The organism is Metallibacterium scheffleri, from assembly GCF_002077135.1.
In the GTDB taxonomy this organism is placed as follows: Bacteria; Pseudomonadota; Gammaproteobacteria; order Xanthomonadales; family Rhodanobacteraceae; genus Metallibacterium; species Metallibacterium scheffleri.
The window spans coordinates 36827-62446 of record NZ_LDOS01000001.1; the positions used below are offsets into that span (position 1 = coordinate 36827).

Below are 25620 nucleotides of genomic sequence, written 5' to 3' on the forward strand. Positions count from 1 at the left end.
GGCTCTGCTCAGCGCGCCCTGCGTTGCAGGTACTGCGCCACCGGCACGCGCTCGCGGATGCGCCCGGCGGCCATCACCGCGACTTCATCGACCAGATGCGCGAGGCCGCCCAGGCGGTGCGTGATCAGCAGCAGCGTGCGCCCGCGCGCGGCGACATCCAGCGCGGCATACAGGTCGCGCGCGGTGCGCGCATCGAGACCCTCGGTGGGCTCGTCCAGCACCAGCACCGGCGCATCCTGCAGCAGTGCGCGCGCGATGGCGATGCGCCGCGCTTCGCCGCCGGAGACCAGTGCACCCGCCTCGCCCAGCACGGTGTCGTAACCCTGCGGCAAGCCCGCCACGAACGCATCCATCTGCGCCTGGTTCACCGCGCGCTCGATCTGCGCCGCCGTGGCCTCGGGTGCGGCCAGCAACAGGTTGTCCAGCAGCGACAGGTTGAACAAGGTGGTCTGCTGGCTGATCACCGCGATGTGCCGACGCAACACGTCACCCTGCAGCGCATCCAGCGGCTGCCCGCCCAACATGATGCGTCCCTGCTGCAACGGATAAAACTTCAGCAACGCACTCAACAGCGAGCTCTTGCCCGCGCCCGAGGCCCCGACGATCGCCACGCGCGCGCCTGCGGCCAGTTGCAGGTCGACACCCGCCAGCGCCCACGGCGCGGCATCGGCATACCGCAGATGCACGTTCTCGAATACGATCTCCACCGCCGCTGGCAGCGACGCGCAGATCTCCGGCTCGATGAACGCCGGTGGTGTGTCGGCCAGGTCGAACACGCGCGCGGCGGCGGTGAGCGTGGCCTGCCATTGCGCCAGTGCCTCGGGCAGTGGCGCGATCACCTCGAACAGGGCCAGCGCCAGCAGCGCCAGCATCACCAGCAGCGGCGGCGCCAACGTGCCGCCATGCACCGCCGCCAGGCCAAACACCAGGATGCCGAGCACGACGAGCTGCGCGAGCAGGCCGACCATGCCGCCACCCAGCGCTTGCAGCACCTCGATGCGCGCGCGTCGCGCATCGAGCCGCGCAGCCAGCGCATCAATGCGTGCGGCATGGGCCGCGACGCCACCCCAAGCCAGCAGCTCGGCGTGGCCGCGCAGGGCATCCAGCAGCAGGCCGCGCAGCGCGGCGGCGTCGAGCACCGCCTGCGCCGCGTCCAGCGCGGCGCGACGATGCGCCCAGGCCGGCAACAGCACGCCGGCCAGCAGTGCGCCGATCAGCAGCACCAGTGCCGCGCCCGGCAGCACGATGACACCCAGCACCAGCACCAGCGCCAAGCTCAACAGCGCCACCGCCGCAGGTACCAGCACGGCCAGATAAAAATGCTCCAGCGCATCGATGTCGGCGCGCAGGCGCGCGAACAGCTCGCCGCTGCGCAGCGCCGACAGCCGCGCCGGAGCCAGCGGAATCAGGCGTCGGAACAGCCATGCGCGCAGCCCGGACAAACCGCGCAAGGTGGCTTCGTGGGTGACCAGACGATCACCGTAGCGGCCGCCGCTGCGCAGGATGGCAAAGGCGCGGATCGCCGCGGCCGGACTGAAATAGTTGATCGCCGCACCGCTCAATCCGGCCAGCGCCATGGCGGCGATGAACCAGCCCGACACCGCCATCAGGCCCAGCGCCGCGAGCGCGGTCAGCAGCGCCAGCGCCGCCCCGCCGAACATCCAGCCTCGATACGGATCGAGCACCGCCAGCAGGCGGCGCAGCGCGGGCGGCAGCAGGCGCGTCATTGCGCTTCCGCCTGCACAAGCGCTGCATAGGCACCCTGCGCGTGCGCCAGTTGCTGCGGCGTACCCTGCTCGATCACGGCGCCGTCGCGCAACACCACCAGCCAATCCGCCGATTGCGCCGCCACCAGACGATGCGCCACCAGCAGCACCGTCCGCGTCGCCGCAGCGGCGCGGATCACCTGCTCGACCGCGTGCGCACTCTCTGCATCGAGGTGTGCGGTGGGCTCGTCCAGCAGCCAGACACAGGCGTCTTCGCGCAGCAGCGCACGCGCCAGCGCCAGGCGCTGCAATTCACCACCCGACAAGCCAAGGCCGCGCTCACCCAGCGGCGTGTCCCAACCCTGCGGCAAGCGCGCCAGCACCGCATCGAACCCGCTGTCGGCCGCGGCGCGCTGCAGCGCCAGGGTATCCGCGCCGGGCGCGGCCAGCAGCAGGTTGTCGCGCACGCTGCCCTCGAAGACATGCGTCTGCTGTGGCACCCAGGCCACGCGTGCGCGCCACTGCGTCATATCCAGTTCGCTCAGATCGACACCCTCGACGAGGATGCGACCGGACGCGGTCGGCACGAAGCCCAGCAGCAGGTTCAGCAGCGTGCTCTTGCCCGAACCGGTTGCACCGATCAGTGCGGTGACGCCTCGCGGCTGGATGTCGAAACTGCACCCGCACAACGCCGCTGCGCGCCCAGCATGGCTGTAATGCACGGCATCGACGCGCAGGCCTGGTGGCGTGTGCGCCGCAACCCGAGTGCCGCCGACCAACGGCGCGCTGGCCGGCGGTGGCGTTTCCTCCAGCGCGGCCAGATGCTGCGCCGCGGCCAGCGCATCCATGCGCGCATGGCGCAGGCTGCCCAGCGCGCGCAGTGGCAGATAGAACTCCGGCGCCAGCAGCAGCACGAACAGGCCATCGCGGAATGGCAATTCACCCCAGAGCAGACGAAAGCCGATCAGCACCGCGACCACAGCGATGCTCACCGTGGCGAAAAACTCCAGCACCAGCGCGGAAAGAAACGCCACGCGCAGCACCTGCATGGTGAGCTTGCGGTAGTCCTCGCCGTCGCCATCCAGGCGTTGCGCCACGCGCTCGGCAGCGCCCAGTTGACGCAGCGTGGCGAGGCCGCCCAGCGCGTCCATGAAAGCCGCGCCCAGACGCGTGAGCTGCGCATAGCGCTGCTGGCTGGCGCGCTCGGCGGCATTGCCCACCAGCACCATGAAAAACGGAATCAGCGGCGCGGTCAGCAGCAGGATCAGACCCGAGATCCAGTCGGCTGGAAACACGAACAGCGCCAGCAGCAGCGGCACCAGCGCCGCCGTGCTCACCTGTGGCAGATAACGCGCGAAATACGGCAACACCGCGTCGACGCCATCGACCAGACGCGTGATCAGGTCGCCGCTGGTTTGCGCGCGCAGCCCGATCGGGCCCAGCGCCTGCGCGCGCGCAAGCAGGCGCGTGCGCAGTTGCGCAGTCAAATCCAGCGCCGCTGAAAACGAGGTGCGGCGCGCGTAAAAATTCAGCAGCAGGCGCAACGACGCCAGCAGCAGCAGCCCGATCCACTGTGGCCACAGCCGCGCCAACGGCGCATGCGCGAACAGCGCCGCGTTGAGAATGTCGGCCAGCAGCCACGCCTGCGCCACCAGTGCCAGAGCCTGCAGCGCCGTGGCCAGCGCTGCGCGCCACTGTGGTTTGCGAATCTGCTGCGCCTCGCGGCGCAGCCAGCTTGCGGCCTGCATGCCTGATTCCATCGATGGGTTTGCCAGGCGCAGCCTGCCGCGCGCCCGCAAAATGTGACGGGGCCGAAGTCGGCCCCGTCGGTCACGCGTGATGATGCCCGATCAAAGCGGCTTGCGTGTGCCACCGGCAGCCTGCCCGGCGGCGTGTTCCTCCTGCGTGTCCAGCAGCGCCGCACTCGCGGCCGAGATCAGCACGATCATGGCCGTTCCCACCAGCCAGGCGAAATACCACGCACCCTGATCACCCAGCAGCGCGGCCAGCAGGATGACCACGACGGCCAGGAACATGAACAGCAGGAAGTACAGAAAAGTCCTCATGGCGGATTCCTCAGTATGCGTGTTCGTTTTCGGCGATCTTCTCGGCGCTGACCTTGCCGCGCATCACCCAGAACGCCCAACTGGTGTACCAAAGGATCAGCGGCACGAACACCAGCGCGAAACCCAGCATCCACAGCAGCGTGAGTTGGCTGGAGCTGGAATTCCACAGCGTCAGGCTGACCGAGGGATTGCTGCTCGATGGCAGCATGAAGGGGAACAGCGAGACGCCCGCCGTGCCGATCACGCCGATCCACGCCAGCGCACCCAGCCACCAGCCCAGATGCGAGCGCCGCGCGCGCGCGGCCAGCAGCGCACCGAGCATGCCAGCGAAACCCAGTAGCGGCACCAGCCACAGCAGCGGCCGCGCGGCGAAGTTGGCCTGCCACGCACCCGGCACCATCGCGACGACTTGTTGCAGCGGAGTTTGTGGCACGCCGGCGCCGGGACCACTGACGATGTGGTAACCCGGCAGCATGTGCACCCAGGCACCACCGGTGGCGAACAGCACGATCGCGGCGATCGCGGCGAACTGCACCAGACCACGCGCACGCTGGTACATCGCGCCCTCGGCGCCATTCATGACCGTCAACGCCCCCATCATCACGGCCAGCGCCAGCGCCAGCACGCCGGTCATGATCGCGAAGGGATTGAGCAGACCGAGGAAACTGCCGGTATAGAACGAGGTCAGGTTCCACTCGAAATGGAACGGCACGCCGTGGAACAGATTGCCGAAGGCCGCGCCGAACACGATCATCGGCACCGCGCCGCTGACCAGGAACACCCAGTCCCACACGTTGCGCCACGCCGGATTGGCGATCTTGCTGCGGTACTCGAAGCCCAGTGGACGCATGATCATGGTCCACAGCAACAGCAACATGACCACGTAAAAGCCCGAGAAGGCAGTGGCGTAGATCAGCGGGAATGCCGCGAAAATCGCGCCGCCGCCGAGGATGAACCACACCTGGTTGCCGTCCCAGTGCGGGCCGATGATGTTCAGCGCCACGCGCCGTTCCAGATCGGTGCGGCCGACGTAGCGCAGGATCGCGCCCACGCCCATGTCCATGCCCACCATCACCGCCAGGCCGATCAGCAGCACGCCCAGCAACAGCCACCAGATCACTTGCAGGATTGCGTAGATTTCCATGACTCAGCCCTCCAGATTCGTGGCGTGCGCGGCGGCCTGGACCGGCCGTGGCGCCAGCTCGGGACGTGGCCGCGGACGCGCATCGCCACCACCGTGATGCGGCTCGGGCCCTTGTCGGATCGCGCGCACCATCAGATACATCTCGACCGCGATGAAGATCGAATACAGCGTCACGAAACCGACCAGCGAGAACGCCATGTAGCCCACGCTGTGCGTGGAAGCGCTCATCCAGGTCGGCAGCACGCCGAACACCGTCCACGGCTGCCGGCCCAGCTCGGCCACCAGCCAGCCAGACTCATTCGCCAGAAACGGAATCGGGATCATCCACACCGCCGCGAGCAGGAACCAGCGCTTGTCCTGCACCTTGTTGCGCAAGGTGTACAGCACCGCCAACACGAAAAACGCCAGCATCAACAGGCCGAAGCCGACCATCGCACGGAATGCCCAGAACACCGCAGCCACCGGCGGGATGGTGTCACGTGCGGCCTGCTGCACTTGCGCCGGTGTGACGTTGTTCAGATCGGGCGCATAGCGCTGCACCAGAAAGCCATAGCCGAGATCTTTTTCGTGCGCATTGAATTGCGCCAGCGCCGCCGCGTCCTGCGGATCCTTGGACAGTGTCTTCAAGGCCAGCACGGCAGGGATGCCGTTCTCGATCTTGCGCGTGGCCTGCTGCTCCAGCGTGTCGACACCCTCGACCGTGCCGTCGATCGAGTGGGTCACCAGCAGGGATAACAGATAGGGGATGCGCACCGCGCCCTCGTTCTCCTGCTTGGCCTGGTCGGGAAACGCGATGAGGTTGAACGACATCGGCGCGGGCTCGCTTTTCCACAGGCCCTCCATCGCGGCCAGCTTGGTCGGCTGCGCCTGCGCGGCAACAAAACCCAGCGCATCGCCCAGGGTGATCACGCCGATCGTGGCCATCACGCCATAAAGTGCGGCCATGCGGAACGAGCGCTTGGCCAGCTCCATGTGGCGCTTCTTCAACATGTAGAACGCACTGATGCCCGCCACGAAGACCGCCGCGGTCACATAGCCGGCAATGCTGGTATGCACGAACTTGGACTGCGCATCGGGGCTGAAGATCAGCTGCTGGAAGCTGGTCAGCTGCATGCGCAGGGTAGTCGGATCGAACGCCGCGCCCTTGGGATCCTGCATGAAGCTGTTGGCCACCAGAATCCACAGCGCCGAGAGATTGGAGGCGAACGCGACCAACCAAGTCACCGCCAGATGCTGGCCCTTGGACAGACGCTCCCAGCCGAAGATCATCAGGCCGACGAAGGTGGACTCCATGAAGAAGGCCATCAGGCCCTCGATGGCCAGCGGCGCGCCGAAGATGTCGCCGACGAAGCTGGAATAAAACGACCAGTTGGTGCCGAACTGGAACTCCATGGTCAGGCCGGTGGCCACGCCCAGGGCGAAGTTGATCATGAACAACTTGCCCCAGAACTGCGCCATCTCCTTGTAGATCGGCTTGCCCGTGGTGACGTACACCGTCTCCATCGCCGCCAGCAGAAAGCTGAGACCCAGGGTCAGTGGCACGAACAGGAAGTGATACAGCGCGGTGGACGCGAACTGGATGCGCGAGAGATCGACAACGGTTCCATCAATCATGGCGGCTACTCTTGATCATCGAAGGCCACGCGCCACGCGCTTCGCACGCGGATGACGCAACGGAGTCACCACGGCCACGGCATCCATGGCCGCCAACCGCAGGTTTGCAAAGTGATATTTTAATGTCCATGTCGTGTCTGCTCCTGCATGACAGCTTGTCGCGGACCATCGCGAAACAACTTACACCCACGCACCGACGTTCGGTTTGCACAACCGGGCGCCCTGCCGCCTGATTCAAAGCAACCCCATGCAGGCGAGCGCTGCAGAGGCGCGCCTTGGTCGCAACCGGCATCGCGTGCTTCTCGCGGCGGCACTTCGGCGACGGCGCGTCCTGCGCCATTGCCAAAAAACCCAGCCGCTGCCAGCCCAAGCTCCTGCGCGCAACGGACCAGCGCCCGCTGCGCCCCTGTGCCGGAGCGGTGGTGCACACTGCTGTCCGTGACATTTGCGCATAAGGTTTACTTTTTATGTACAACGGACCGCATTAGACACGCTCTGCCTGCCGCGCCGCTTGATCTGGATCAAGTCCGGCTGCGGGAACCTCGCGCGCGTGGCGCGGTCTAGCCTTGCTTGCACTTGGCAAGCGTGTCCGCTGCCCACGACGATGGGCGTGCCGACGGCATGCCTGCGCCGGCCCCCTTCACCTTCATCGAGACCACCCGTGATCCCACCCCGTCGCTTGTCGCGCACATGGCGCCTGCTACCCATGACCGCACTGCTCGGCTGCAGTCTTGCGCTCGCCACGCCTGCACCCGGCGCTGCCAAGGCAGCGACGCTGCCCGTGCCGGCACGCCTCACGCCGACGCAACCCGCGCCATCGCAGTCTGCGCCTGCACCCGCGCGCAACACGCGCGGCGCGCAAATGCCAGACGCTGCGGCCATGCATCCCATGCCCTGGTTGGCGGGGGTGGTGCAGGCGCCGCTGGTTGGACCGATCACGCTGTACGCGCCGCCATCCAACGTAACCGTGCGCGGCCTGGCCCTGTTTCTTTCCGGTGACGGCGGCTGGAACCTGGGGGTGGTGGGCATGGCACGCGACGCCGCGGCTCTCGGCTTCTGGGTCGCCGGCTTCAGCACACCCAGATATCTGCATGCCCTGGATGCGCAGCCGGCGGGCACCTGCATCGATGCCGCCGGCACGCTCGCGCGGCTGGCCACCCATCTGAAGCAGGAGCTCGATTTGCCGGCCAATCTGCCGGTGGTGTTGATCGGCTATTCCTCGGGTGCCACCACGGTCTATGCCGCGCTGGTCCAGGCCGCGCAAGGCACATTCCAGGGCGGGTTGAGCCTGGGATTCGGCCCGGATATCGAAGCCACGCATGCGTTCTGCCCCGGTGTCGGCGGCCTAGCCGAGCAGAAGTCGCCACGGCCACCGCACCTGCCCAGCTTGCTGCCGAATACGCATCTGAGCGCGTCGTGGCAGATCCTGCAGGGCGCGATCGACGAGGACGTCGCGCCACGATTCGCCACTGAGTACGTCGCGGGTGTGCCCGCGGCCAAGGCTTGGCTGCTGCCACATGTCGGTCACGGCTTTGGCGTGCCGCGCAACTGGGCGCCGCAGTACCGCGCCGCACTGCACAGCCTGCTGCCGCCGGCGCCGGCCAGCGTCATGCCGACGCCGGTCGCTTCTACGCGACGGCCGGCCAAGCCCGCCGCGCACTGATACGGCCCACCGCTGCGCGCCAGGCGGCCGGCCCGGCAGCGTCCATACCGTCGCGCTTCAGCGCGTCGTGCTTCAGCGCGCGATGCGCGCGCGATCGGCCGGCGCCAGTCCGCTGACGTGGCGCGCGGTATCCAGCAGCACGGCGTGGCCGTGGCGCGGATGCAACAGCTCGGGCAGGCGCGCGCTGAAGCGCTGCGGCGTGATGCCCAGCGCGGCCAGGCCATCGACGCTGCCGATCGAATCCAGCGCCAGCGACTTGAAGTTGTCCACGCTGATCGGCTTGCCCGGCAGCAGCTCGCCGATGCGCGCCTGCAGATAGCCCAGGGCGTCGGGCAGCGGAATGATCAGCCGCCGCAGCTTCAGCGCAGCCGCGACCATGCGCACGATGCGGATCAGCGCGAATTGCTCGGGTCCGTACAGCTCGTAGCGCTGCGCGATGCTGGCCGGGTCCTGCACGCACTGCGCGATCGCCGCGCACACGTCTTCCACCGCCACCGGCGCCAGCTTGCTGGACGCGCGTGCCAGCGGCAGGACCGGCAGCAGCTTGAGCAGCGCGGCGAAGCGCGTCACCAGCCCGTCGCCACGACCGAAAATCACCGAGGGCTGGTAAATCGTCCACTGCAGGCCGGAGGCGCGCACCACGCGCTCGGCTTCGCCGCGCGTGATCAGGTACATCGACTTGCCCTCGCCCGCGCGCAGCGAACTCATCTGATGCAGGCGGCGCACGCCGGCCTCGCGGCAGGCGGCCACCAGCGTCGAGGTGAGGTCCACGTGCGCCTTGCGAAAACGCGCGCCGCCGGTCTCGTTGAGGATGCCGACCAGGTTGATCGCCGCATCCGCGCCGTGCAGGTGTTCCAGCAGCGTGCCGCGATCGTACACGTCGGCGCTGTGCACACTGACCCCAGGCAGCACGGCCAGGGCGCGGTGCTGTTCGCGGTTGCGTGAAAGCACGCGGATGCGATGTCCTTGCGCGACCAGGCGCGGCAACAGATGCGTGCCAACGAATCCGGTACCGCCGAGCATGACCAGGTGTTGCGGGCGCAGCGGCGTGAGGCGCGGGGTGTTCATGGATTGATCGACTCCGTGGCGGAAGTGGAGAGCGCGAGCACGATCTTGCCGACGTGCTCGCCCTGCTCCAGCAGGCGATGCGCATCGGCGGCCTGCGCGAAAGGCAGCACACGGTACAGCACCGGGCGCACGCGCCCTGCATCCAGCAGTGGCCAGGCACGTGCGCGCAACTCGGCGGCGATGGCGGCCTTGGCGGCGCTGTCCTGCGGACGCAAGGTGGAGCCGGTGAGCGTGGCGCGCTTGCGCATCAGCAAGGCCAGATCCAGCGACGCCTCGCGGCCGCGCTGCGTGGCGATCTGCACGATGCGTCCATCCAGCGCCAGCGCGGCGAGATTGCGCGGCAGGTAATCGCCGCCGACCATGTCCAGGATCACGTCGGCGCCGTGCCGCGCGGTCGCATCCAGCACGCCGGCGACGAAATCCGCGTCGCGATAATTGAAGCAGCGGCGCGCGCCCAATCGCTCGCAGGCCGCGCATTTGGCGGCATTGCCGGCCGTCGCGAACACCGTGGCACCCAGCGCATGCGCCAACTGGATGGCACTGGTGCCGATGCCGCTGGCGCCACCATGCACCAGCAGCACCTCGCCGGCGGCGAGGCGAGCGCGCATGAACACGTTGCTCCACACGGTGAAAAACGTTTCCGGCAGCGCCGCGGCCTCGGCCATGCTGAAACCGCGTGGCAACGGCAGGCACTGGCCCGCCGGCACCGTCACGTATCCGGCGTAACCGCCGCCGTTGCACAACGCGCACACGGCGTCACCGACTCGCCAGCCGTCAACGTCCACACCCAGCGCGGCGATACGCCCGGCCACTTCCAGCCCGGGCAGATCGGATGCGCCAGGCGGCGGTGGATATACGCCGGCACGCTGCGCCAGATCGGGCCGGTTGACGCCCGCAGCATGGACCTCGATCAGGATTTCAGCGGCGCACGGCAACGGGCGCGGACGCTGCGCCACCTGCAAAACCTCCGGGCCGCCCGGCATGCTGATCTCGATCACCCGCATCATCAGGGCTGCGCTCATGGCGTAGCGCCCGCTGCCGCCGCATGCACGCTGGCGGAAGGCGCGGGCTGCGTGCTGGCCGCGGCTGGCGGCGGCGCGTCGCCCTGCGCAGCCAGATCCTCAACGCTGCACACCACCGCGGCACGCGGCGCCTGCGCGTCAGGCACCGCGTAGGCGCTGCCGAAAGGCTGCATGCGCGCGCTCAGACGGACCGGGTCCTGGTGCAGGCGCCAGTCATAGATCACGCTGAAGGCCATGGTGCTCTCCACGTAACCGCGCGTCTCGGGATACGGGATGGTGGCCACGAATACATCCGGCGGCAGCGTGGCGCGCTTGTCCAGCCAGCGCTGCAGCGCGGCCGGGCCGGCATTGTAGGCGGCGCTGGCCAGCCACTGCGCGCCGAAGCGATCGGCCAGATGCTGCAGATAACGCGTGCCCAGTGCGATGTTGACCGACGGATCGTCGAGGCTGGCCGCGCCTTCCCAGGGCAAGCCGTTGCGTCGCGCCAGCTGCGCCGCGGTACCCGGCAGCAACTGCATCAACCCGCGCGCATCGGCGCCGGAGCGGGCATCGCTGATCCACGCGCTTTCCGTGCGGATGATGGCGAAGGCCCAGGCCGGATCGATACCGGCGTGGCGCGCATCGCGCACCACGCGCGTGCGCTCGGCCAGGGGAAAACGCAGACTGTAATCACGCAGATAAGCACCGTGATTGAGCAGGAAAATCGCGCGGTCCACCCAGCCGCGGCGGTGCGCCAGCACCACGGCGGCATAGCGCTGCGCATGATCGAGGCCGGGCAGCGCCGCGTTCCATTCGCGCCGCGCGTGCGCGAGGCGGTTCAGCGCATACCACTCGAACGCACGCTGCATCCCCGGGTCCGCTTCGACCGCGGCGGTGGCCGCGGTCTGCGCCGGTGGATCACGTGGGCACAGCGCGTACGGGCGCTGCACCTGATCGGCGGCCAGAAAGCCGTAATAGGTGGCACTGCGTGCCAGCGCGCGCCAGCGTGCATCGGCCTGCGTCGTGGCTCCGGTGGCGGCCAGCGCGCGTGCCTCGAAATAACGCCACTCCTTGTCCTCGCGTTGTGCCGCGGGCATGGCGCGGATTGCCGCCAGCACGGCCGGCCAATCGCCCTGCGCCAGCGCCACGCGCGCGCGCCACTCGCGCGTCAGCGGCGTCTGCGCGGCGGCCGGCAAGGCCGCCAGCGCGCGCAGCGAGCCTGGCTCGAGACTGACGGCCTGGTACAGCGCCAGCGCGGCTTCGATGCGATCGACCTGCACCGCATCCAACTCGAAGCGTCCGCGCAGTGCCTGCCAGGCCGCGCGCGCGGCATCGGCATCGTCACGCGCGCGGCGCGTCAGCGCCAGCGTCATGGCTTCGCGCGCATGCCCGGTATCGGGCCAGGCACCTGCTTGTGCCAGTGCGCCCGCAGGGTCCGACAGCGCCAGCGCCAGACGCTGCGCACCCGGCTGTTGTGCCGCGGGCAACCAGGCCAGAGTCTGCGTGAGCGTGCCCGCCGCGCGCGCGCGCAGCGCGCGCTGGATGCGATCCCACAGCCGTTCAGGCGTGAGCAGGCCCTGCGTATTGGCCAGCTGCAGCAGCGCAGCGCAGGCATCGGGCAATCGCGGCGCGTCCCATAGCGCGGCGAAAGCGCCATCGAACGTCAGCGTGCCGCCCTGCATCGCCTGCGCCTGCAGCTCGCGGCAATCGTAGGTCGCACCCAAACCGGGCGCATAGAACGCGAGATATTGCTGCCAATCCTGTTTGCGGGCGAGGCGATCCAGCCAGGCGCGACGCAGTTCGCGGCCGGGGATCAGGGCGCCATGGCGTGCCAGGTAATCGCGAACCCGTGCGGCGTGCGCGCTGCCCAGGTCGTGCAGCAGATAGGCGGCTTCGAGATACGGATACAGCGGGTAATCCTGCAGCGCCTTGGCGTCGCGCTGCCATGCCGGATCGCCCTGCTGCGCCAGCGCATACGCTCGTGCGAACTGTTCGCGCTGGCGCTGCAGTTGCGCGCTGGCGGCGGCCTGCGCGGCACTGCCCGCAGCCAGCATCCACAGCGCCAGCAACGCCAGCACGAACCCGATGCGCCACTGCCGGCGCGCGCGAAGCCTTGGCATACTGCATGATCTCCAGAAGTCGCCATTCTACAAGGCATGTCTACAAGGCATGCCTGCATGGCAGGTCTACAGACGCATGCGCCGCGCGTGCCGGCACGGCAGCAATGGCGCTGCGGCAAACAGCGGCGCGTCAAATCACCTCCACAAGGCCACGCCATGCTGTTCGATCTTGTGCTTTACCTGCTGGCCGGGGCCACGGCCGGGTTGCTCGGCGGCCTGCTGGGCATCGGCGGCGGACTGCTGATCGTGGCCGCGCTCAGCTTCACCCTGCCGGCGCTGGGTGTGCCACCCAGCGAGGTGATGCATGTATCGGTGGCGACCTCGCTGGCCGGCATCGTGCTTACCGCGGCCTCGTCCACCACCGCGCAACTGCGGCGCAAGGCCGTGATGCTGCCGACGCTGTGGCGGCTGGCGCCCGGGCTGGTCCTGGGTGGTTTCATCGGTGCGCATCTGGCGCAGTTGATGAGTGGGCCGGTGCTGCGCTGGGTGATCGCCGGGTTCTGTCTGTTCATGGCCTGGCGCATGGCCTTCGGCCATCAGCACGAGGTGCGCGCGGAACACGTGCCACGCTCATCATGGCTGCTGCCCGCGGGTCTGGGCATCGGCGCGGTATCGGCCATCGTCGGTATCGGTGGCGGCTCGCTCACCGTGCCTTTGCTGGTGAGTCTGGGCGTGAAACCCGTGCGCGCGGTGGCCACCAGCGCCGCGGCCGGGCTGGTGATCGCACTGGCCAGCTCGCTCAGCTACATGCTGGCACTGCATGCGCCGGCCCTGCCGCTGCCGCGCGGCGCGCTGGGCTACGTGTTTCTGCCGGCCGCCGCGGCCACGGCGCTGGCCTCGATGGTGACGGCACCACTGGGCGTGCGCCTAGCGCACCGGCTTTCCGGACCCGCGCTCAAGCGCGTGTTCGCGGCCTTCCTGCTGGTGGTCGGCGTGCTGATCGTTAGCGGCGGATGAACCGGCCGCGCACACGCTTCGCGCAGCGTCATGCGCAGGCCATCACCCATGGCGTGCTTGCCGCGGCGCTGCTCGGCGGACTGCTGTGGCTGGGCGGACTGCTGTGGCCGGTGGCGCTACCGGGCAGCCTGCCGGCGCACCTGCAATGCGTGTCTTATGCGCCGTTCCGTCTGTCCGGTGAGAGCCCGCTGCGGAAACATGCGCACATCAGCCGCGCGCGCATCGACCACGACTTGGCCGTGCTCGCGCGGCACTTCGACTGCGTGCGCACGTATTCGGTGAACCAAGGTCTGGATCAGGTGCCGGCGCTGGCCGTGCGCCGCGGCATGCAGGTGCTGCTGGGCATCTGGATCGGCCCGGATGCACGCGCCAATGCACGCGAGATCGCGCTGGGCATCGCCACCGCGCGCGCCGCGCCCGCGGGCAGCATCCGCGCCATCGTGGTCGGCAACGAGGTGCTGCTGCGCGGCGATCAGTCCGCATCGGTGCTGTTGCGCGATCTGCACGCCGTGCGCGCCGCCACCGGGCTGCCGGTGACTTACGCCGACGTGCCGGCGTTTTGGCTGCGTCATCCGCAGCTGGCGCCCGCGGTGAATTTCATCAGCGTGAACATGCTGCCCTACTGGGATAACAAGCCGGTGTCCGCGCGCGCGGCGGTGACGCGCGTGGCGCGGCAGCTGCGCCGCGTGCAGGCGGCGTTTCCTGGCAAGCCGGTGTTCATCAGCGAGACCGGTTGGCCCAGCGCCGGGCGCGCTCGCCGCGATGCCGTGCCCAGCCGCGTCAACGAGGCCGCGTATCTGCGCGACTTCATCGCCTGGGCGCAGGCGCACGGCCAGCGCTACAACCTCATCGAGGCCTACGACCAGCCCTGGAAGCGCGCACTGGAAGGCACCGTCGGTGGCTGGTGGGGCATCGATGATTCACGGGCCCAGCCCAAGTTCGCGTGGCGCGGTTCCGTGACCGAGGATCCGCGCGCCGGGTGGGCGCTGTTGCCGCTGCTGCTGGGCGCGGCTGTCGGCGCGTGGCGCGGCGCGCGCGGCGCGCGCGCCTGCGGTCTGCTGGCCGGCGCCGGTACCGGGCTGGCGCTGTGGGCGCTCTGGCGCATGGCCCAGGCCGCGGCCTGGGATGGTGCGCAATGGACTTACTGGGGGGCGCTGGGCGGCGGCCTGCTGGTCGGCGCCTGGCTGCTGCTGGATGCCCTGCGCACGTTGCTGCGCAGCGCGCGGATCGCGCATCCCGGGCGCGTGGCACAGGTGGCCTTCGCCGCGTTGTTTGCCGTGGTGTACCTGGACCTGCTGCTGGTGTTCGATGGCCGCTATCGCGACTGGCCGCTGCCGGCGTTCATCCCGATCGCGCTGGGTGTAGCGCTACTGCGCCAGTTGCACGGCGCACCGCTGCTGCATGGCCCACGCGCACGCGCGCTGGCACTGGCGGCACTGCTGCTGGGCATGGTTGGCGTGCTGCAGGAGGCGCTGCTGAATCCCTATGCATGGTGCTGGCTGGCGCTGAATGCGCTGCTGGCCTGGACGGCGCTGGGCGCCGGCAAGCCCGCCGCGCCCGCTCAGAGCCTGTGAAAAATTCCGCGTCGTGCGGAATTTTTCATCGGCGCGTCCGGCACAGGTCCGTACGCGCCGCCGCGAATCAGCCACGTGCGTGACCGCTTCGCGTCCGGCCATCCATGGCCGGGCTGAGAGGCTGAAAAATTCACAGCCTCTCAGCCCTGACGCGCCGCCGGCAACAGCAGCAACGCGCCGATCAGCAGCGCCAGCGCCCCGGCCTGGAAGCTGTACAGCACCAGGCCCGTGGCGCCCAGCGTCAGACACAGCGCCGCCGTCCATGCGCGCCTGCAGAGCAGCGCCAGCAGGGCCGCGGCCAACACCAGTGCACCCAGCAGACCGCTGTTGAACGCCTGCACCAGGGCAGCGCGCGCGCCACATACGGCACCACCCTGTCCGGCCAGACAGGCCTGCGCCATGGCGTGCGATTCAACCAGATCACGGCGCGCCCATACCGCCAGTGTCGCCGCCAGTGTCGCCACCAGCGCGGCAGCCAGGCGCGCGCGTCCACCCCCTGGCGCCTGCGCCTGACGCGCCATGACATGACGAATGCGAGAAACAAGCGACATGATTTTGTAGCCTAAACGTCAAACATTCGTTAGATTCGGCCTGCCGTATTACATGCAGATCACGGCACCCTATCGGCCTCCCGGAGAACAACATGTCGCACACCTTACGCCAACGCACACTGGCCGCAGCGATCGCAGCGGTTTTCGCATTGCCGATGCTCGCGCATGCGCAGGATGCCACGCCGCCCGTCGACAAGAAAAACGTCAAACAGCTGGAAGCGGTCGAGGTGCTGGGCTCGCGCATCCGCGGCGCGGAGCTCGCCACGCAGACGCCCACCACGGTGATTACCGCACAGCAACTCGCGCAGACCGGCCTGACCAGCCTCGGCGACATCCTGCAGCAGCTGACCACCTCGGGCTCGGCACTGAACACCAAGTTCAACTCGGCCGGCAACTTCGGCTTTCCGCCGGATGGTTCGGGCGTGGGCTCGGGCTCGGCCACGCTGAGCCTGCGCAATCTGGGCGCCAAGCGCACGCTGATCCTGGTCGACGGGCTGCGCTGGGTGAACGAGTCCTCGGCCTCGGGCGTATCCGCGGCGGTGGACCTCAACACCATCCCGGTGAGCATCATCGAGCGCATCGAGATCCTGCCCGACGGCGCCTCGGCGTTGTACGGCTCGGACGCCATCGGCGGCGTCGTCAACATCATCACCAAGCGCAGCCAGGACGGCGCCGCGGTGAGCTATTACGTGGGCGGCTACGATGCGCTCAGCGGCGGCATGACCAGCACCGGCACCGCGTCGCTGGGCGGCAAGTTCAAGCGCGGCGAGTTCTTCATCGATTTCGAGCACGTCAAGCAGAACGCGATCAGCTCCGGCGCGTGGTCGCAGTCGGGCGGCGCCTGCGTGCCGGGCACCGGGCTGGCCAACTGTTCATCGGCCACGCCGACCGGACGCTTCATCTTCGTCGATCCGCAAAACGTCACCCAGGACGTGACCCTCAATGGCGCGTTCCCCAACGGCGCGGTGTATCCCACCGACTTCCACGACTTCAGCACCGCCGACCGCTTCAACTTCGCGCCCTACAACCTGTTGCTGACACCCAGCAAGCGCGACTCGGTGTTCGCCAGCACGCGCTACCAGTTGACCGACAACATCACCTGGTACTTGCGTGGCCTGTACGTGCAGCGCCACTCGACCAACCAGGCCGCGCCCGAGCCGATCTTCCTCGGCCCCGGCGCCGGCACCGGCGGACTGGCCGATACGGTCGGCGTGGACGTGAGCAACCCGTACAACCCGTTCGGCTATTCACTGGTGCCGCAGACCGCGACCGGCGGCAATCTGATCCTCATCGGCCGGCGTCCCATCGAGGGCGGGCCGCGCATCTTCAGCCAGACCGTCAACACCTGGGAGTTCGCCACCGGCCTCACCGGCAGCTTCAGCTGGAACGACCACGACTACTACTGGGACGTGAACTTCTCGCACGGCAGCAACAGCGCCACGCAGACCGTGCAGGGCACCTACAACATCGCCCACATCCAGCGCGCGCTGGGCCCACTCAGCCAGTGCACGGGCAACTGCGTACCACTGAACCTGTTTGGCGGCCCCGGCACCATCACCCCGGCGATGCTGGCCTACATCGGCTATATCGAGCACGACAGCAGCGCCAACGACATCGACCTGTACAGCGCCAACTTGAACGGCGCGCTGTTCACACTGCCGACCGGCGAGGTGAAATTCGCCACCGGCGTGGAATCGCGGCGTTACTCGGGCTACTACCAGCCGGATGCCGTGGTGGTGGCGGGCGAGTCCAACGGCGTGCCCTCGCTGCCAACCTCGGGCGCGTACAACGTCAACGAGTATTACCTCGAGGCCAACGCGCCGCTGCTGGCCGACAAGCCGTTCATCGAGGCGCTGAACATCGACCTCGCCTCGCGCTACTCGAACTACTCGACCTTCGGCGGCACCACCAACAGCCAGGCCGGTCTGCGCTGGCAGGTGGACAAGCAGCTCACCTTGCGCGGCACCTGGGGCCAGGGCTTCCGCGCCCCGGCCATCGGCGAGCTGTACGGCTCACCGGCGCGCTTCGACGCCACCCTGCAGGATCCCTGCTCGGCGCCGATCGCCAACGCGGCCACGGCAGCCAACTGCGCGGCGCTGGGCGTACCGGCCAGCTACAGCCAGCCCAACCCGCAGATCTCGGTGACCACCGGCGGCAACAAGCTGCTGCAGCCGGAGAAAGCGCGCACGCTGACCTGGGGCGGCATCTACAGCCCGGACTGGGCCGTGGACACCGGCTGGGCACAGCGCCTGGACATCACCGCCGACTACTACCGCATCACCGTGCGCAACGCCATCCAGGCACTGGATGCGCAGACACAACTGGATGATTGCGTGGCCAGCGGCAATGCCGCCTCGAGCTTCTGCCAGGGTATCCAGCGCAACAGCACCGGCAACATCGACGGTTTCAACAACACGCTGCGCAATATCGGCCGCATCGACACCAGCGGCGCCGACCTCACTGTCAAGTGGACGTTGCCGGAGTTCTCCTTCGGCCGCCTGACCAACACCTTCGGCGCCACCTACATCAACACCTTCAGCGAGCAGACCTCGCCCGGCGTGTACGGCCCGCGCAAGCCCGGCGTGGAAACCAACGACAGCGGCATTCCGCGCTGGCGTGCGGTCAACGACCTGATGTGGAGCCGCGGCACGTGGAGCGCCGACTGGCGCATGCGCTACATGAGCGGGCTGACCGAGGACTGCGCCGGCGCCACCGGCTTCGCCATCTGCAACGGCCCCGGCAACACGCACTATCTCGGCGCGGTGACCTATCACGACGTGCGTGCGAGCTGGCGCGTGCCGCTGGCGCTGAACCTGGTGATCAATGCCGGCATCAACAACCTGTTCGCCAAGGACCCGCCGGTGTGCCTGTCCTGCTCGCTGAACGGCTATGACGCCAGCAACTACGACCTGCCCGGCCGCTTCACCTACATCCAGGCCAACCTGAGGTTCTGAACCAACCGCGCAACTGGCTGCAATGGCAAAGGGTCACCCGCAAGGGTGGCCCTGTATTCTGGCGATCGCTCGCTCAACCGCCGTGTCGCCGCGCGCCATTGTGGCGGGCGCTGTAGATATGCCGGCTGCGCACGTTGTCGCCACGCTGGATGCGCTGCTGCTCACGTCCGTTGACGAAGCCATTGCGCCCCGCGCCGGCAAGCGCGTGGCTGCTGCGCGCCTGTTGCGCGGAAAGACGCGAAACCTCGCGATTGGTCAGCCCGCCGTGATCCACGCCTGCGGCGATACGGCCTTGCTGGTTGAGATTGCGCTGCACGTCGCCCTGCATGCGCCGCGAGGACAGGCTGTCGGGATTGCCGGTCTGCGCGTCGTGGCGCTGGTGATCGATGGCGTGGCTCTCGGCATTCTGCGCGCGCTGGATGCGCGCCGCCTCGGTCGCGGTGACGCCGGCACCGCCGGCACCGTGCGGATTGGTGACGCGGCTTTGCATGCGGTCGATGCGCGCCGTGCCCTGCTCCAGGTGCGCGGCCTCGCGCGTGGTCAATTGGCCGCTCTTGAGGCCTTGTTCGATGCGCTGCTGCTGCGCCACGTTGCGATCGGTGAAATGATCGACGTGGGTGGTTTCAGGCGCTGGCGCTGGCGCCTGCTGTGCCAGCGCCAGCGGGGCCAGTGCGCTACCACCCAGCAGCAGAACTGCGCCCAGTCCGAGTCGGATAATGCTTGTCACGGGATTCTCCTCCGGCGCGTCGCGGAGTGCGGCGCCTGTCCCCGGAAAACGCGCGCCGTGCGCCGGCGTTGACCGGGCCTGGGATTCTCACGGCCACCGGTTCAGGCGCGCGGTGGCAGGCGTGGCAGGCGCATCTCGATGGCCAGCGGAAGGTGGTCGGAAAACGCCTGCGGTGGCGTCCAGCGGCGCAGCACCTCGATGCCATCACTGACCAGGATGTGGTCGATGGCGCGGCGCGGTCGCCAGCTCGGGTAGGTCGGCAGCGCGTCGTCCGGCGGCTGCAGTTGGGTGCGCGCGAACACGCGCTGCAGTTCGGGGCCGGGCCAGGCGCAATTCAGATCGCCCATCAGCACCGTCGCGCCGCGACCTTGCAGCAGTTCGGCGATGAAGTCGAGCTGGCGCGCGCGCGCCTTCGGCCCCAACGACAGATGCGCGACCAGCACCGTCAGCCCGGCGGCCTCCGCGCCATAGCGCGCCAGCAGCGCACCGCGCCCGGGAATGCGTCCGGGCAGCGGATAATCCAGCACCTCGCGCGGCGCCATACGGCTGAGCAGGCCATTGGCCGAGCGCGCCAATTGCGCCACGCGGCGGTTGGGCTGGTCGCTCCAGTACGGCATGCCCGCGGCCTGCGCCAGATATTGCGTCTGGTTGAGGAAACCCGAGCGCAGGCTGCCGGCATCGGCCTCCTGCAGGCCAACCAGATCGAACTGCGCCACCAGATCCGCAAGGCGATCGAGGTTGGCCTGCTTGCCCGGACCGGGCAGCACCTGGGTCAGGCCGCGCGTGAAGTACTGGCGATAGCGCGCAATGCTGGCACCGGCGAGGATGTTGCAGCTCAGCAGCCTGAGCGTGGCGGGCGCCACCGCCGCGCGCGTCGCGTCCGTGCCGTCAGCTTGCCGCCGCGCGGCCACGGGCAATCGCTCAGGGCGCGCGCTTGCCGGCGCGCGCGGCTTGCGCTTGCTGCACCATGAAGCGCGCGACATCCACCAGCTGCTGGTAGCTCTGCACCTCGCCGCTGCGCAGCGCGCCATCGACGACAATGGCCGGCGTGCCGTTGACGCCCCAGGCCTGCTCCAGGCGCATGGCGCGCTGCATCTGCGCGCTGACCGCGGCCGAACGCGCCACTTTCAGGAACTCGGCGGGCTGGATGCCGTAGCGCGCATAGAAACCGGCCAGTTGCTCGAGCGAATGCAGCGGCTCGTGCTTGACCCACAAGGCATCGAACAACGCCTGATTGGCCTTGTCGGCCACGCCCAGCTTCTGCGCCGCGAAAAACGCACGTGCGAATGGCTCCCACTCGGGCCAGAACACCGCCGGCAGGCGCACGAACTCGGCATCGGCCGGCAGCGATTTGCGGAGCTGCCCGGCATAAGGCTGGAACTCGAAACAGTGCGGACAGGCGTAGGAAAACACCTCGATCACCTGAATGCGCCTGGCTGCGGGATTCAGCGGTTGCGCCGGGGTGATGGTCTTGTAGGCCACGCCGGGCTGGTACATCACCATCGAGGGGCCGCCAACCTGCGCCAGCGCCGCCTGTGTCACACCAGCCAGCAGCACGCAGGCAGCCAGCAGCAGGCGCCTGCACAGGGCGAACGCGGCAGGCTTGATCCGGACATGCTTCATCGACACATCCTCACTGTTGCAAGTGCATCGCGGCGGCTTCTTTCTGCGCCAGGTAATGCACCAGTTCCTGGGTTTGCGCCAAGCCGCCGGCCGAAGCCACATCGAGCCGGTAAGTTCCGTTGACCACGATGGTGGGCGTGCTGTCCACGCCGTAGGCCTTGATCAACTGATCGGCGCGTTTCATCTTGGCCCGCACCGCGAACGAGTCCGCCGTGGCCTCGAAGGTGGCGGCATCGGCACCATGTCTGGCATAAAACTTGGCGATGTCGGCGATGGTGGGCAGATTCTTCTTGACGTGCGGCTGCGAGGTACCCAGACCATCGTAGGTATTGAGCGGGCCGCCGGGAGTCCAGATCGCCTTGAACATGGCGTCGTGCGTGGCCGGGTTGTCCAGGCCCAGCGCCTGCGCGGTGTAGTAAGCACGCTGGAACGTCGGCCAATCCTCGGGCGGAATGAACGCGGCCGGCAGGTACTGCCAGTGCACGTAGGCCGGCATGCTCTTGCGGATGGCATCGGCCATCGGCTGGAACTGGTTGCAAGCCGGACAACCCCAGGAGAACACCTCGGTCACCACCACGTGATCGGCATGGTCGGTGGGCACGGCGGGTTCGATGCGGAAATAGTTCTTGCCCTCGACCCACTTGCCGGTATCCGCGGGCGCGGCGACCGGTGTGCCGCCAGCGCTGGCCGCGCCGGGCGCACTGGCTGCGGACGCGACGCTGGCTGACACGGCCGGCGCCGCGCTGGCCGCTGCGGCAGGCGCGGTACTGGCCGTCGCCGCGGGTGCTGCGCTGGCAGCTGGCGCAGGCGCGGCCATCGATGCAGCGGAACCGGACGGCGGCTGCGAGGACGAACAGCCCGCCAGCAACAAGACCAGCGCTGCGGCCGCGATCAGGGACTTCAACATCGGGCAATCCTCGTGGTGCGGGCGTGGCCGCGGTTACTGCTGGGGCGGGTTCGTGGCGAAGGCGGCGTTGTTCACCGTCGGCTGCGTGGGCACGATCGGTGTCGCCGTGTGCAAGCCGGCGATGTAACTGGCCACGTCGGCGATCTGCGCGGCGGTCAGGCGCCTGGCGATGGTCGGCATGATCTCGGCGTGGGTGGTCTTGCCCCAGGTCGTGCCGTCGTGCCACGCGGTCAACACCGTACGCAGATAGGTCGTGTGCTGCCCGGCCAGGTGCGGGTAGACCGCGCCGGGATTGCCGCGCCCGTCCGGGCCATGGCAGGCCATGCAGGCCGGCACACCGCTGGCACGATCACCGCCGCGATACACCGCCTGGCCGACGGCGACGGCCTTGGGATCCGCCACGCCGGTGATGATCTTCTGCGCCGAGAAATACGCCGCCAGATCGGCCATGTCCTGATTGCTCAGCGGCATGGCCATGCCCAGCATGATCGGGTTCTGGCGCACGCCGGTCTTGAACAGCACCAACTGGCGATAGATGTAACTGGCCTGCTGTCCGGCCAGTTTGGGGTATTGCGGATCGGTCGAATTGCCATCCATGCCGTGGCAGGCGGCGCAGATCGCCGACTTGGCCTTGCCCGCCGCGACCGTGCCCGCGGGCATGGCGCCCTCGGCATGCGCGCCGGCGGCGATGAGGATCGCGCCCAGAATCATCATGCTGCCCAGCTTCATGTGCCTTCTCCGCAGAGGCCGATCGGGTGCCGCCGGTGTCGCCCCTCCCCGTTTGCCCGCGGCGCGGCGGGACGGCGCGTACGAGCGCTGGATTATCCTTGTGCCCCCGGAGACGGTCAAACGCTCCGCACCCGCGGTAAACCGATGCCCAGCAATCCCCTCCACGGCGCCAGCTTCGCGCTGTCCACGCCCGAACCGCTGCAATTGCCCGCCGACAGTGGCGCCGAGATCGCTTTTGCCGGGCGCTCCAACGCCGGCAAGTCCAGCGCGCTCAACGTACTGGTGGGCGTGCACGGCTTGGCGCGCACCTCACGCACGCCCGGCCGCACCCAGCATCTGGTGGCATTCGTGTTGCCCGACGGTCGCCGTCTGGTGGATCTGCCCGGTTATGGCTACGCCAAGGTGCCGGAGGCCGTGCGCGCGCAGTGGCGCGATGCACTGGAAGGCTACCTGATGCGGCGCCGCAGCCTGCGCGCGCTGGCGCTGGTGATGGACATCCGCCATCCGTTGACTCCGTTCGACCAGCAGATGCTGGCGTTCTGCGCCGCGCACGCGCTGCCCTGCCACGTGCTGCTGACCAAGGCCGACAAGCTCGGTCGTGGCCAGACCGCGCAAACGCTGCTGGCGGTGCAACGCGAACTGGCGCAACTGCATGGCGTGCTCTCGGTGCAGGTGTTCTCGGCCACGGCGGGTACCGGCGTGGAAGCCGCGCGCGGCGTGCTGACGCGACTGCTGGGCGGACCGCCGCGCGCGATCATCACCTGAGCCACGCATCAATCGATGCTGGCCATGAACACCCGACACAACGCTTCCATGCCGGCCTCGTCTTCGGCGTCGAAGCGCGCGGGCACGGGGCTGTCCACATCCCACACGCCCAGCAGCGTGCCATCGCCACGCTGCAGCGGCACCACGATCTCGCTGCGCGAGGCGGCATCGCAGGCGATGTGGCCGGGAAAGTCGTTGACGTCCTGCACCCGCTGCGTGCGTCGCGTGACCGCGGCGGTGCCGCACACGCCACGCCCGCGGGCGATGCGCACGCAGGCTGGCTTGCCCTGGAATGGACCGACCAACAGATCGCCATCGGGCTTGAGCAGATAAAACCCGCACCAGTTGAGCAGCGGCACCTGTTGCCACACCAGCGCCGCGAAATTGGCGGCGTTGGCGATCAGGTCGCGCTCGCTGCCCAGCAACGCTGCCGTTTCGCGCAGCAACGCGGCGTACAGATCGCGCTTGGGCAAATGTTCGAGATTGCTGATCGCGTGCATGGATGACCTGCCACCGGAATCGGCTGACAATGATGGCACCGCGCAACCGCAACGGCGTGAAGCCATGCACGACAGCGTATTCATTACCGGCACCGACACCGGCATCGGCAAGACCTTCGTCAGCGTGGCGTTGCTGCATGCGCTGCGCGCCGCGGGTCTGCGCGCGGTCGGCATGAAGCCGGTGGCCAGCGGCTGCACACGAACCGCTGATGGATTGCGCAACGACGACGCGCTGGCGCTGCAGGCGGCCAGCGCGCCGTGCCCCGATTACGCACGGGTCAATCCACTGGCCTTCGCCGCGCCGGTTTCGCCGCATCTGGCCGCCGCCGCGGAAGGCCGGCACATCACCCTGGAGCCCATCCACGCGGCGTTTGCGCAACTCGGCGCGCTGGCCGATACGCGCGTGGTCGAAGGTGTCGGCGGCTGGCTGGCACCCCTGTCCGACACGCTGCTGGCCGGCGATCTGGCGCGCGCACTGCGCCTGCCGGTGATCCTGGTAGTGGGCCTGCGTCTGGGTTGCCTGAATCATGCGTTGCTCAGCGCGCGCGCGATCCACGCCGATGGCTGCGAGCTGCTGGGCTGGATCGGCAACCGCATCGACCCGGACATGCTCGAACCCGATGGCAACCTGGACACCTTGCGCGCGCACCTGCCGGCGCCGTGCCTGGGCGTGATCGACTACCGCGCCGACGCGGCCAGCGCGGCGCGCGCATTGGCGCCTGCCGTGGCCGCCCTGCGATCATGCGCGCAACGCTGACGGACATTCCCCATGAGCCTGTTCCTGATCCACATCGAGCATTACACCCGCGCGCACGGCACCGAGCCCGCGCTGGCCTTTGCCGGCGGCAGCCCCGAGGCGCTGGCCGAGGCCATCGAAGACGCGCTGCGCAACCCCGCGCTGTTCACGCGCTGGTGCGCATTGCAGCACGACCCGGACAAGGTGCCGGCCGAACTGGGTGCGCTTGATCCCGGCGCCAGCGTGCGCGCCGACCAGCGTGACCTGCACGTCGAGCTGGAGATCCACAGCGCACTGCCGATGAAACTCATCGCGCAGCGCCTGACCTGGCTGATCGGCCCGCACTGGGACGTGCGCAACATCAAATGACGCGATGAGCTGCCCGATCTGCCGCGGCGCCGAAGCGCCCTTCGCCAGCGCCACGGTGCTGCGCAAATACGCCGCGCAGTATGTGCGCTGCGGCGACTGCGGCTACGTGCGCGCGGCCGATCCGCACTGGCTGTCCGAGGCTTACAGCGACAGCGCCATCACCACGCTGGATACCGGCATCGTGGCACGCAATCTGGACCTCGCCGAGCGCACCGCCGCGCTGCTGGCTTGGCACTGGCCGCAGGCCGGCGCGTGCCTGGATCACGGCGCCGGCAGCGGCCTGCTGGTGCGCCTGCTGCGCGATCGCGGCTACGATTTCCGCTGGCGCGATCCCTATTGCGCGAATCTCTATGCGCGCGGCTTCGAGGCGCAGCCCGACGCGCACTACGACCTCGCCACCGCGTTCGAAGTGATCGAGCACCTGCCCGATCCGCTGCAGATGCTGGCCACGCTGGCCGCCGAGGCCGACGTGCTGGTGCTCAGCAGCGAGCTGCTGCCGGCGACGCGCAACCGTCCCGGCGAATGGCATTACTACATGCTCGACAGCGGCCAGCACATCGGTTTCTTCAGCGTGCCGGCGCTGGCCGCGGCGGCGCGGCGGCTGGGCCTGCAACTGGCCAGCGACGGCCGCTGGCTGCACGTACTGAGCCGGCGCGTGCCCTCGCCGCGCTTCATGCGCCTGCTGCGCAAGCGGCGCTGGCGGCACTGGCTGCTGCGCCACCGGCGCCGCGCCACGCTGGCGTGGAGCGACCAGGCCGCGCTGCAGGCACGCATCGACGCTGCGGCGGCACACGACGCCACGCCCTGATCCGGCGCACCGCGGGCACGCCGCGCTTTCTGCACGCG

Annotated in this window: 23 protein-coding genes; 8 read left to right on the top strand and 15 right to left on the bottom strand. The window is 68.7% G+C overall.

Features of this window, described 5'->3' with window-relative positions:
- Positions 1 to 8: 8 nt before the first annotated feature.
- From cydC to Mschef_RS00205, 5 genes are all read right to left on the bottom strand, one after another.
- Entirely contained in the window at positions 9 to 1727 is a 1719-nt protein-coding gene (gene cydC / locus Mschef_RS00185) for a thiol reductant ABC exporter subunit CydC (RefSeq protein WP_081125862.1), read from the bottom strand.
- Positions 1724 to 3454, bottom strand: a complete 1731-nt coding sequence (cydD, locus tag Mschef_RS00190; protein WP_168708881.1) for a thiol reductant ABC exporter subunit CydD — start codon at positions 3452 to 3454, stop codon at positions 1724 to 1726. The genes cydC and cydD overlap by 4 nt, the downstream gene beginning before the upstream one ends.
- A 102-nt stretch (positions 3455 to 3556) precedes the next feature.
- Positions 3557 to 3772 (bottom strand): hypothetical protein, encoded by a 216-nt coding sequence (locus Mschef_RS00195; protein WP_081125864.1) that lies wholly within the window; start codon positions 3770 to 3772, stop codon positions 3557 to 3559.
- A 10-nt stretch (positions 3773 to 3782) separates the two neighbouring features.
- The gene (gene cydB / locus Mschef_RS00200; RefSeq protein ID WP_081125865.1) at positions 3783 to 4916 is read right to left on the bottom strand and encodes a cytochrome d ubiquinol oxidase subunit II; all 1134 of its coding nucleotides are present in this window, start codon (positions 4914 to 4916) and stop codon (positions 3783 to 3785) included.
- Positions 4917 to 4919: 3 nt separating this feature from the next.
- Positions 4920 to 6530, bottom strand: coding sequence for a cytochrome ubiquinol oxidase subunit I (locus Mschef_RS00205; RefSeq protein ID WP_081125866.1), 1611 nt, complete (start codon positions 6528 to 6530; stop codon positions 4920 to 4922).
- 706 nt (positions 6531 to 7236) lie between these two features.
- Here Mschef_RS00205 and Mschef_RS00210 point away from each other — a divergent pair.
- The gene (locus Mschef_RS00210) at positions 7237 to 8193 is read left to right on the top strand and encodes an AcvB/VirJ family lysyl-phosphatidylglycerol hydrolase (RefSeq protein WP_168708882.1); all 957 of its coding nucleotides are present in this window, start codon (positions 7237 to 7239) and stop codon (positions 8191 to 8193) included.
- A gap of 72 nt (positions 8194 to 8265) precedes the next feature.
- Here the strand turns inward: Mschef_RS00210 and Mschef_RS00215 are convergent, their stop codons facing one another.
- The 3 genes from Mschef_RS00215 to Mschef_RS00225 are packed head-to-tail and all read right to left on the bottom strand — an operon-like array spanning position 8266 to position 12382.
- On the bottom strand, positions 8266 to 9261 hold the full coding sequence (locus Mschef_RS00215) for a complex I NDUFA9 subunit family protein (RefSeq protein WP_242426399.1): 996 nt from the start codon (positions 9259 to 9261) through the stop codon (positions 8266 to 8268).
- On the bottom strand, positions 9258 to 10283 hold the full coding sequence (locus Mschef_RS00220; protein ID WP_242426400.1) for an NAD(P)H-quinone oxidoreductase: 1026 nt from the start codon (positions 10281 to 10283) through the stop codon (positions 9258 to 9260). The genes Mschef_RS00215 and Mschef_RS00220 overlap by 4 nt, the downstream gene beginning before the upstream one ends.
- Positions 10280 to 12382 carry a transglycosylase SLT domain-containing protein gene (locus Mschef_RS00225; RefSeq protein WP_081125868.1) on the bottom strand — a complete coding sequence of 701 codons (2103 nt, stop codon included), beginning with the start codon at positions 12380 to 12382 and terminating at the stop codon, positions 10280 to 10282. Before Mschef_RS00225 ends, Mschef_RS00220 begins: the two co-directional genes overlap by 4 nt.
- Before the next feature lie 57 nt (positions 12383 to 12439).
- On the opposite strand from Mschef_RS00225, the gene Mschef_RS00230 reads away from it, so the two are divergent.
- On the top strand, positions 12440 to 13339 hold the full coding sequence (locus Mschef_RS00230) for a sulfite exporter TauE/SafE family protein (protein WP_242426401.1): 900 nt from the start codon (positions 12440 to 12442) through the stop codon (positions 13337 to 13339).
- Positions 13336 to 14913 carry a glycoside hydrolase family 17 protein gene (locus Mschef_RS00235; RefSeq protein ID WP_081125869.1) on the top strand — a complete coding sequence of 526 codons (1578 nt, stop codon included), beginning with the start codon at positions 13336 to 13338 and terminating at the stop codon, positions 14911 to 14913. Before Mschef_RS00230 ends, Mschef_RS00235 begins: the two co-directional genes overlap by 4 nt.
- A 140-nt stretch (positions 14914 to 15053) precedes the next feature.
- Here Mschef_RS00235 and Mschef_RS00240 read toward each other — a convergent pair whose 3' ends face one another.
- Positions 15054 to 15464, bottom strand: a complete 411-nt coding sequence (locus tag Mschef_RS00240; protein ID WP_136256363.1) for a hypothetical protein — start codon at positions 15462 to 15464, stop codon at positions 15054 to 15056.
- A 92-nt stretch (positions 15465 to 15556) separates the two neighbouring features.
- Here Mschef_RS00240 and Mschef_RS00245 point away from each other — a divergent pair, with 92 nt between their 5' ends.
- The gene (locus Mschef_RS00245; protein WP_081125871.1) at positions 15557 to 18418 is read left to right on the top strand and encodes a TonB-dependent receptor; all 2862 of its coding nucleotides are present in this window, start codon (positions 15557 to 15559) and stop codon (positions 18416 to 18418) included.
- A gap of 73 nt (positions 18419 to 18491) precedes the next feature.
- On the opposite strand, the gene Mschef_RS00250 is transcribed toward Mschef_RS00245, so the two are convergent.
- The 5 genes from Mschef_RS00250 to Mschef_RS00270 all read right to left on the bottom strand — a co-directional run bounded on the left by Mschef_RS00250 (position 18492) and on the right by Mschef_RS00270 (position 22404).
- The gene (locus Mschef_RS00250; RefSeq protein WP_197686698.1) at positions 18492 to 19145 is read right to left on the bottom strand and encodes a hypothetical protein; all 654 of its coding nucleotides are present in this window, start codon (positions 19143 to 19145) and stop codon (positions 18492 to 18494) included.
- Between the two features lie 101 nt (positions 19146 to 19246).
- The gene (locus tag Mschef_RS00255; protein ID WP_425480082.1) at positions 19247 to 20056 is read right to left on the bottom strand and encodes an endonuclease/exonuclease/phosphatase family protein; all 810 of its coding nucleotides are present in this window, start codon (positions 20054 to 20056) and stop codon (positions 19247 to 19249) included.
- Positions 20057 to 20066: 10 nt separating this feature from the next.
- Positions 20067 to 20768: a thiol:disulfide interchange protein DsbA/DsbL gene (locus Mschef_RS00260; protein WP_168708883.1), complete on the bottom strand. Its 702-nt coding sequence runs from the start codon at positions 20766 to 20768 to the stop codon at positions 20067 to 20069.
- Between the two features lie 10 nt (positions 20769 to 20778).
- Complete coding sequence (locus Mschef_RS00265) at positions 20779 to 21675, bottom strand: thiol:disulfide interchange protein DsbA/DsbL (protein WP_081125874.1); 897 nt, start codon at positions 21673 to 21675, stop codon at positions 20779 to 20781.
- Between the two features lie 33 nt (positions 21676 to 21708).
- Positions 21709 to 22404, bottom strand: a complete 696-nt coding sequence (locus Mschef_RS00270; RefSeq protein WP_081125875.1) for a c-type cytochrome — start codon at positions 22402 to 22404, stop codon at positions 21709 to 21711.
- Positions 22405 to 22548: 144 nt separating this feature from the next.
- Here Mschef_RS00270 and yihA point away from each other — a divergent pair, with 144 nt between their 5' ends.
- Entirely contained in the window at positions 22549 to 23169 is a 621-nt protein-coding gene (yihA, locus tag Mschef_RS00275) for a ribosome biogenesis GTP-binding protein YihA/YsxC (protein ID WP_081125876.1), read from the top strand.
- A gap of 8 nt (positions 23170 to 23177) precedes the next feature.
- Here yihA and Mschef_RS00280 read toward each other — a convergent pair whose 3' ends face one another.
- Positions 23178 to 23669, bottom strand: a complete 492-nt coding sequence (locus tag Mschef_RS00280) for a GAF domain-containing protein (protein ID WP_081125877.1) — start codon at positions 23667 to 23669, stop codon at positions 23178 to 23180.
- Between the two features lie 64 nt (positions 23670 to 23733).
- Between Mschef_RS00280 and bioD the strand changes: the two genes are divergently transcribed.
- From bioD to Mschef_RS00295, 3 genes are read left to right on the top strand one after another with little or no spacing between them, the layout of a single operon-like run.
- Entirely contained in the window at positions 23734 to 24426 is a 693-nt protein-coding gene (gene bioD, locus Mschef_RS00285) for a dethiobiotin synthase (RefSeq protein WP_081126726.1), read from the top strand.
- Between the two features lie 12 nt (positions 24427 to 24438).
- On the top strand, positions 24439 to 24774 hold the full coding sequence (locus Mschef_RS00290; protein WP_081125878.1) for a hypothetical protein: 336 nt from the start codon (positions 24439 to 24441) through the stop codon (positions 24772 to 24774).
- 4 nt (positions 24775 to 24778) lie between these two features.
- Positions 24779 to 25582 carry a class I SAM-dependent methyltransferase gene (locus Mschef_RS00295; RefSeq protein ID WP_081125879.1) on the top strand — a complete coding sequence of 268 codons (804 nt, stop codon included), beginning with the start codon at positions 24779 to 24781 and terminating at the stop codon, positions 25580 to 25582.
- Positions 25583 to 25620: the final 38 nt, after the last annotated feature.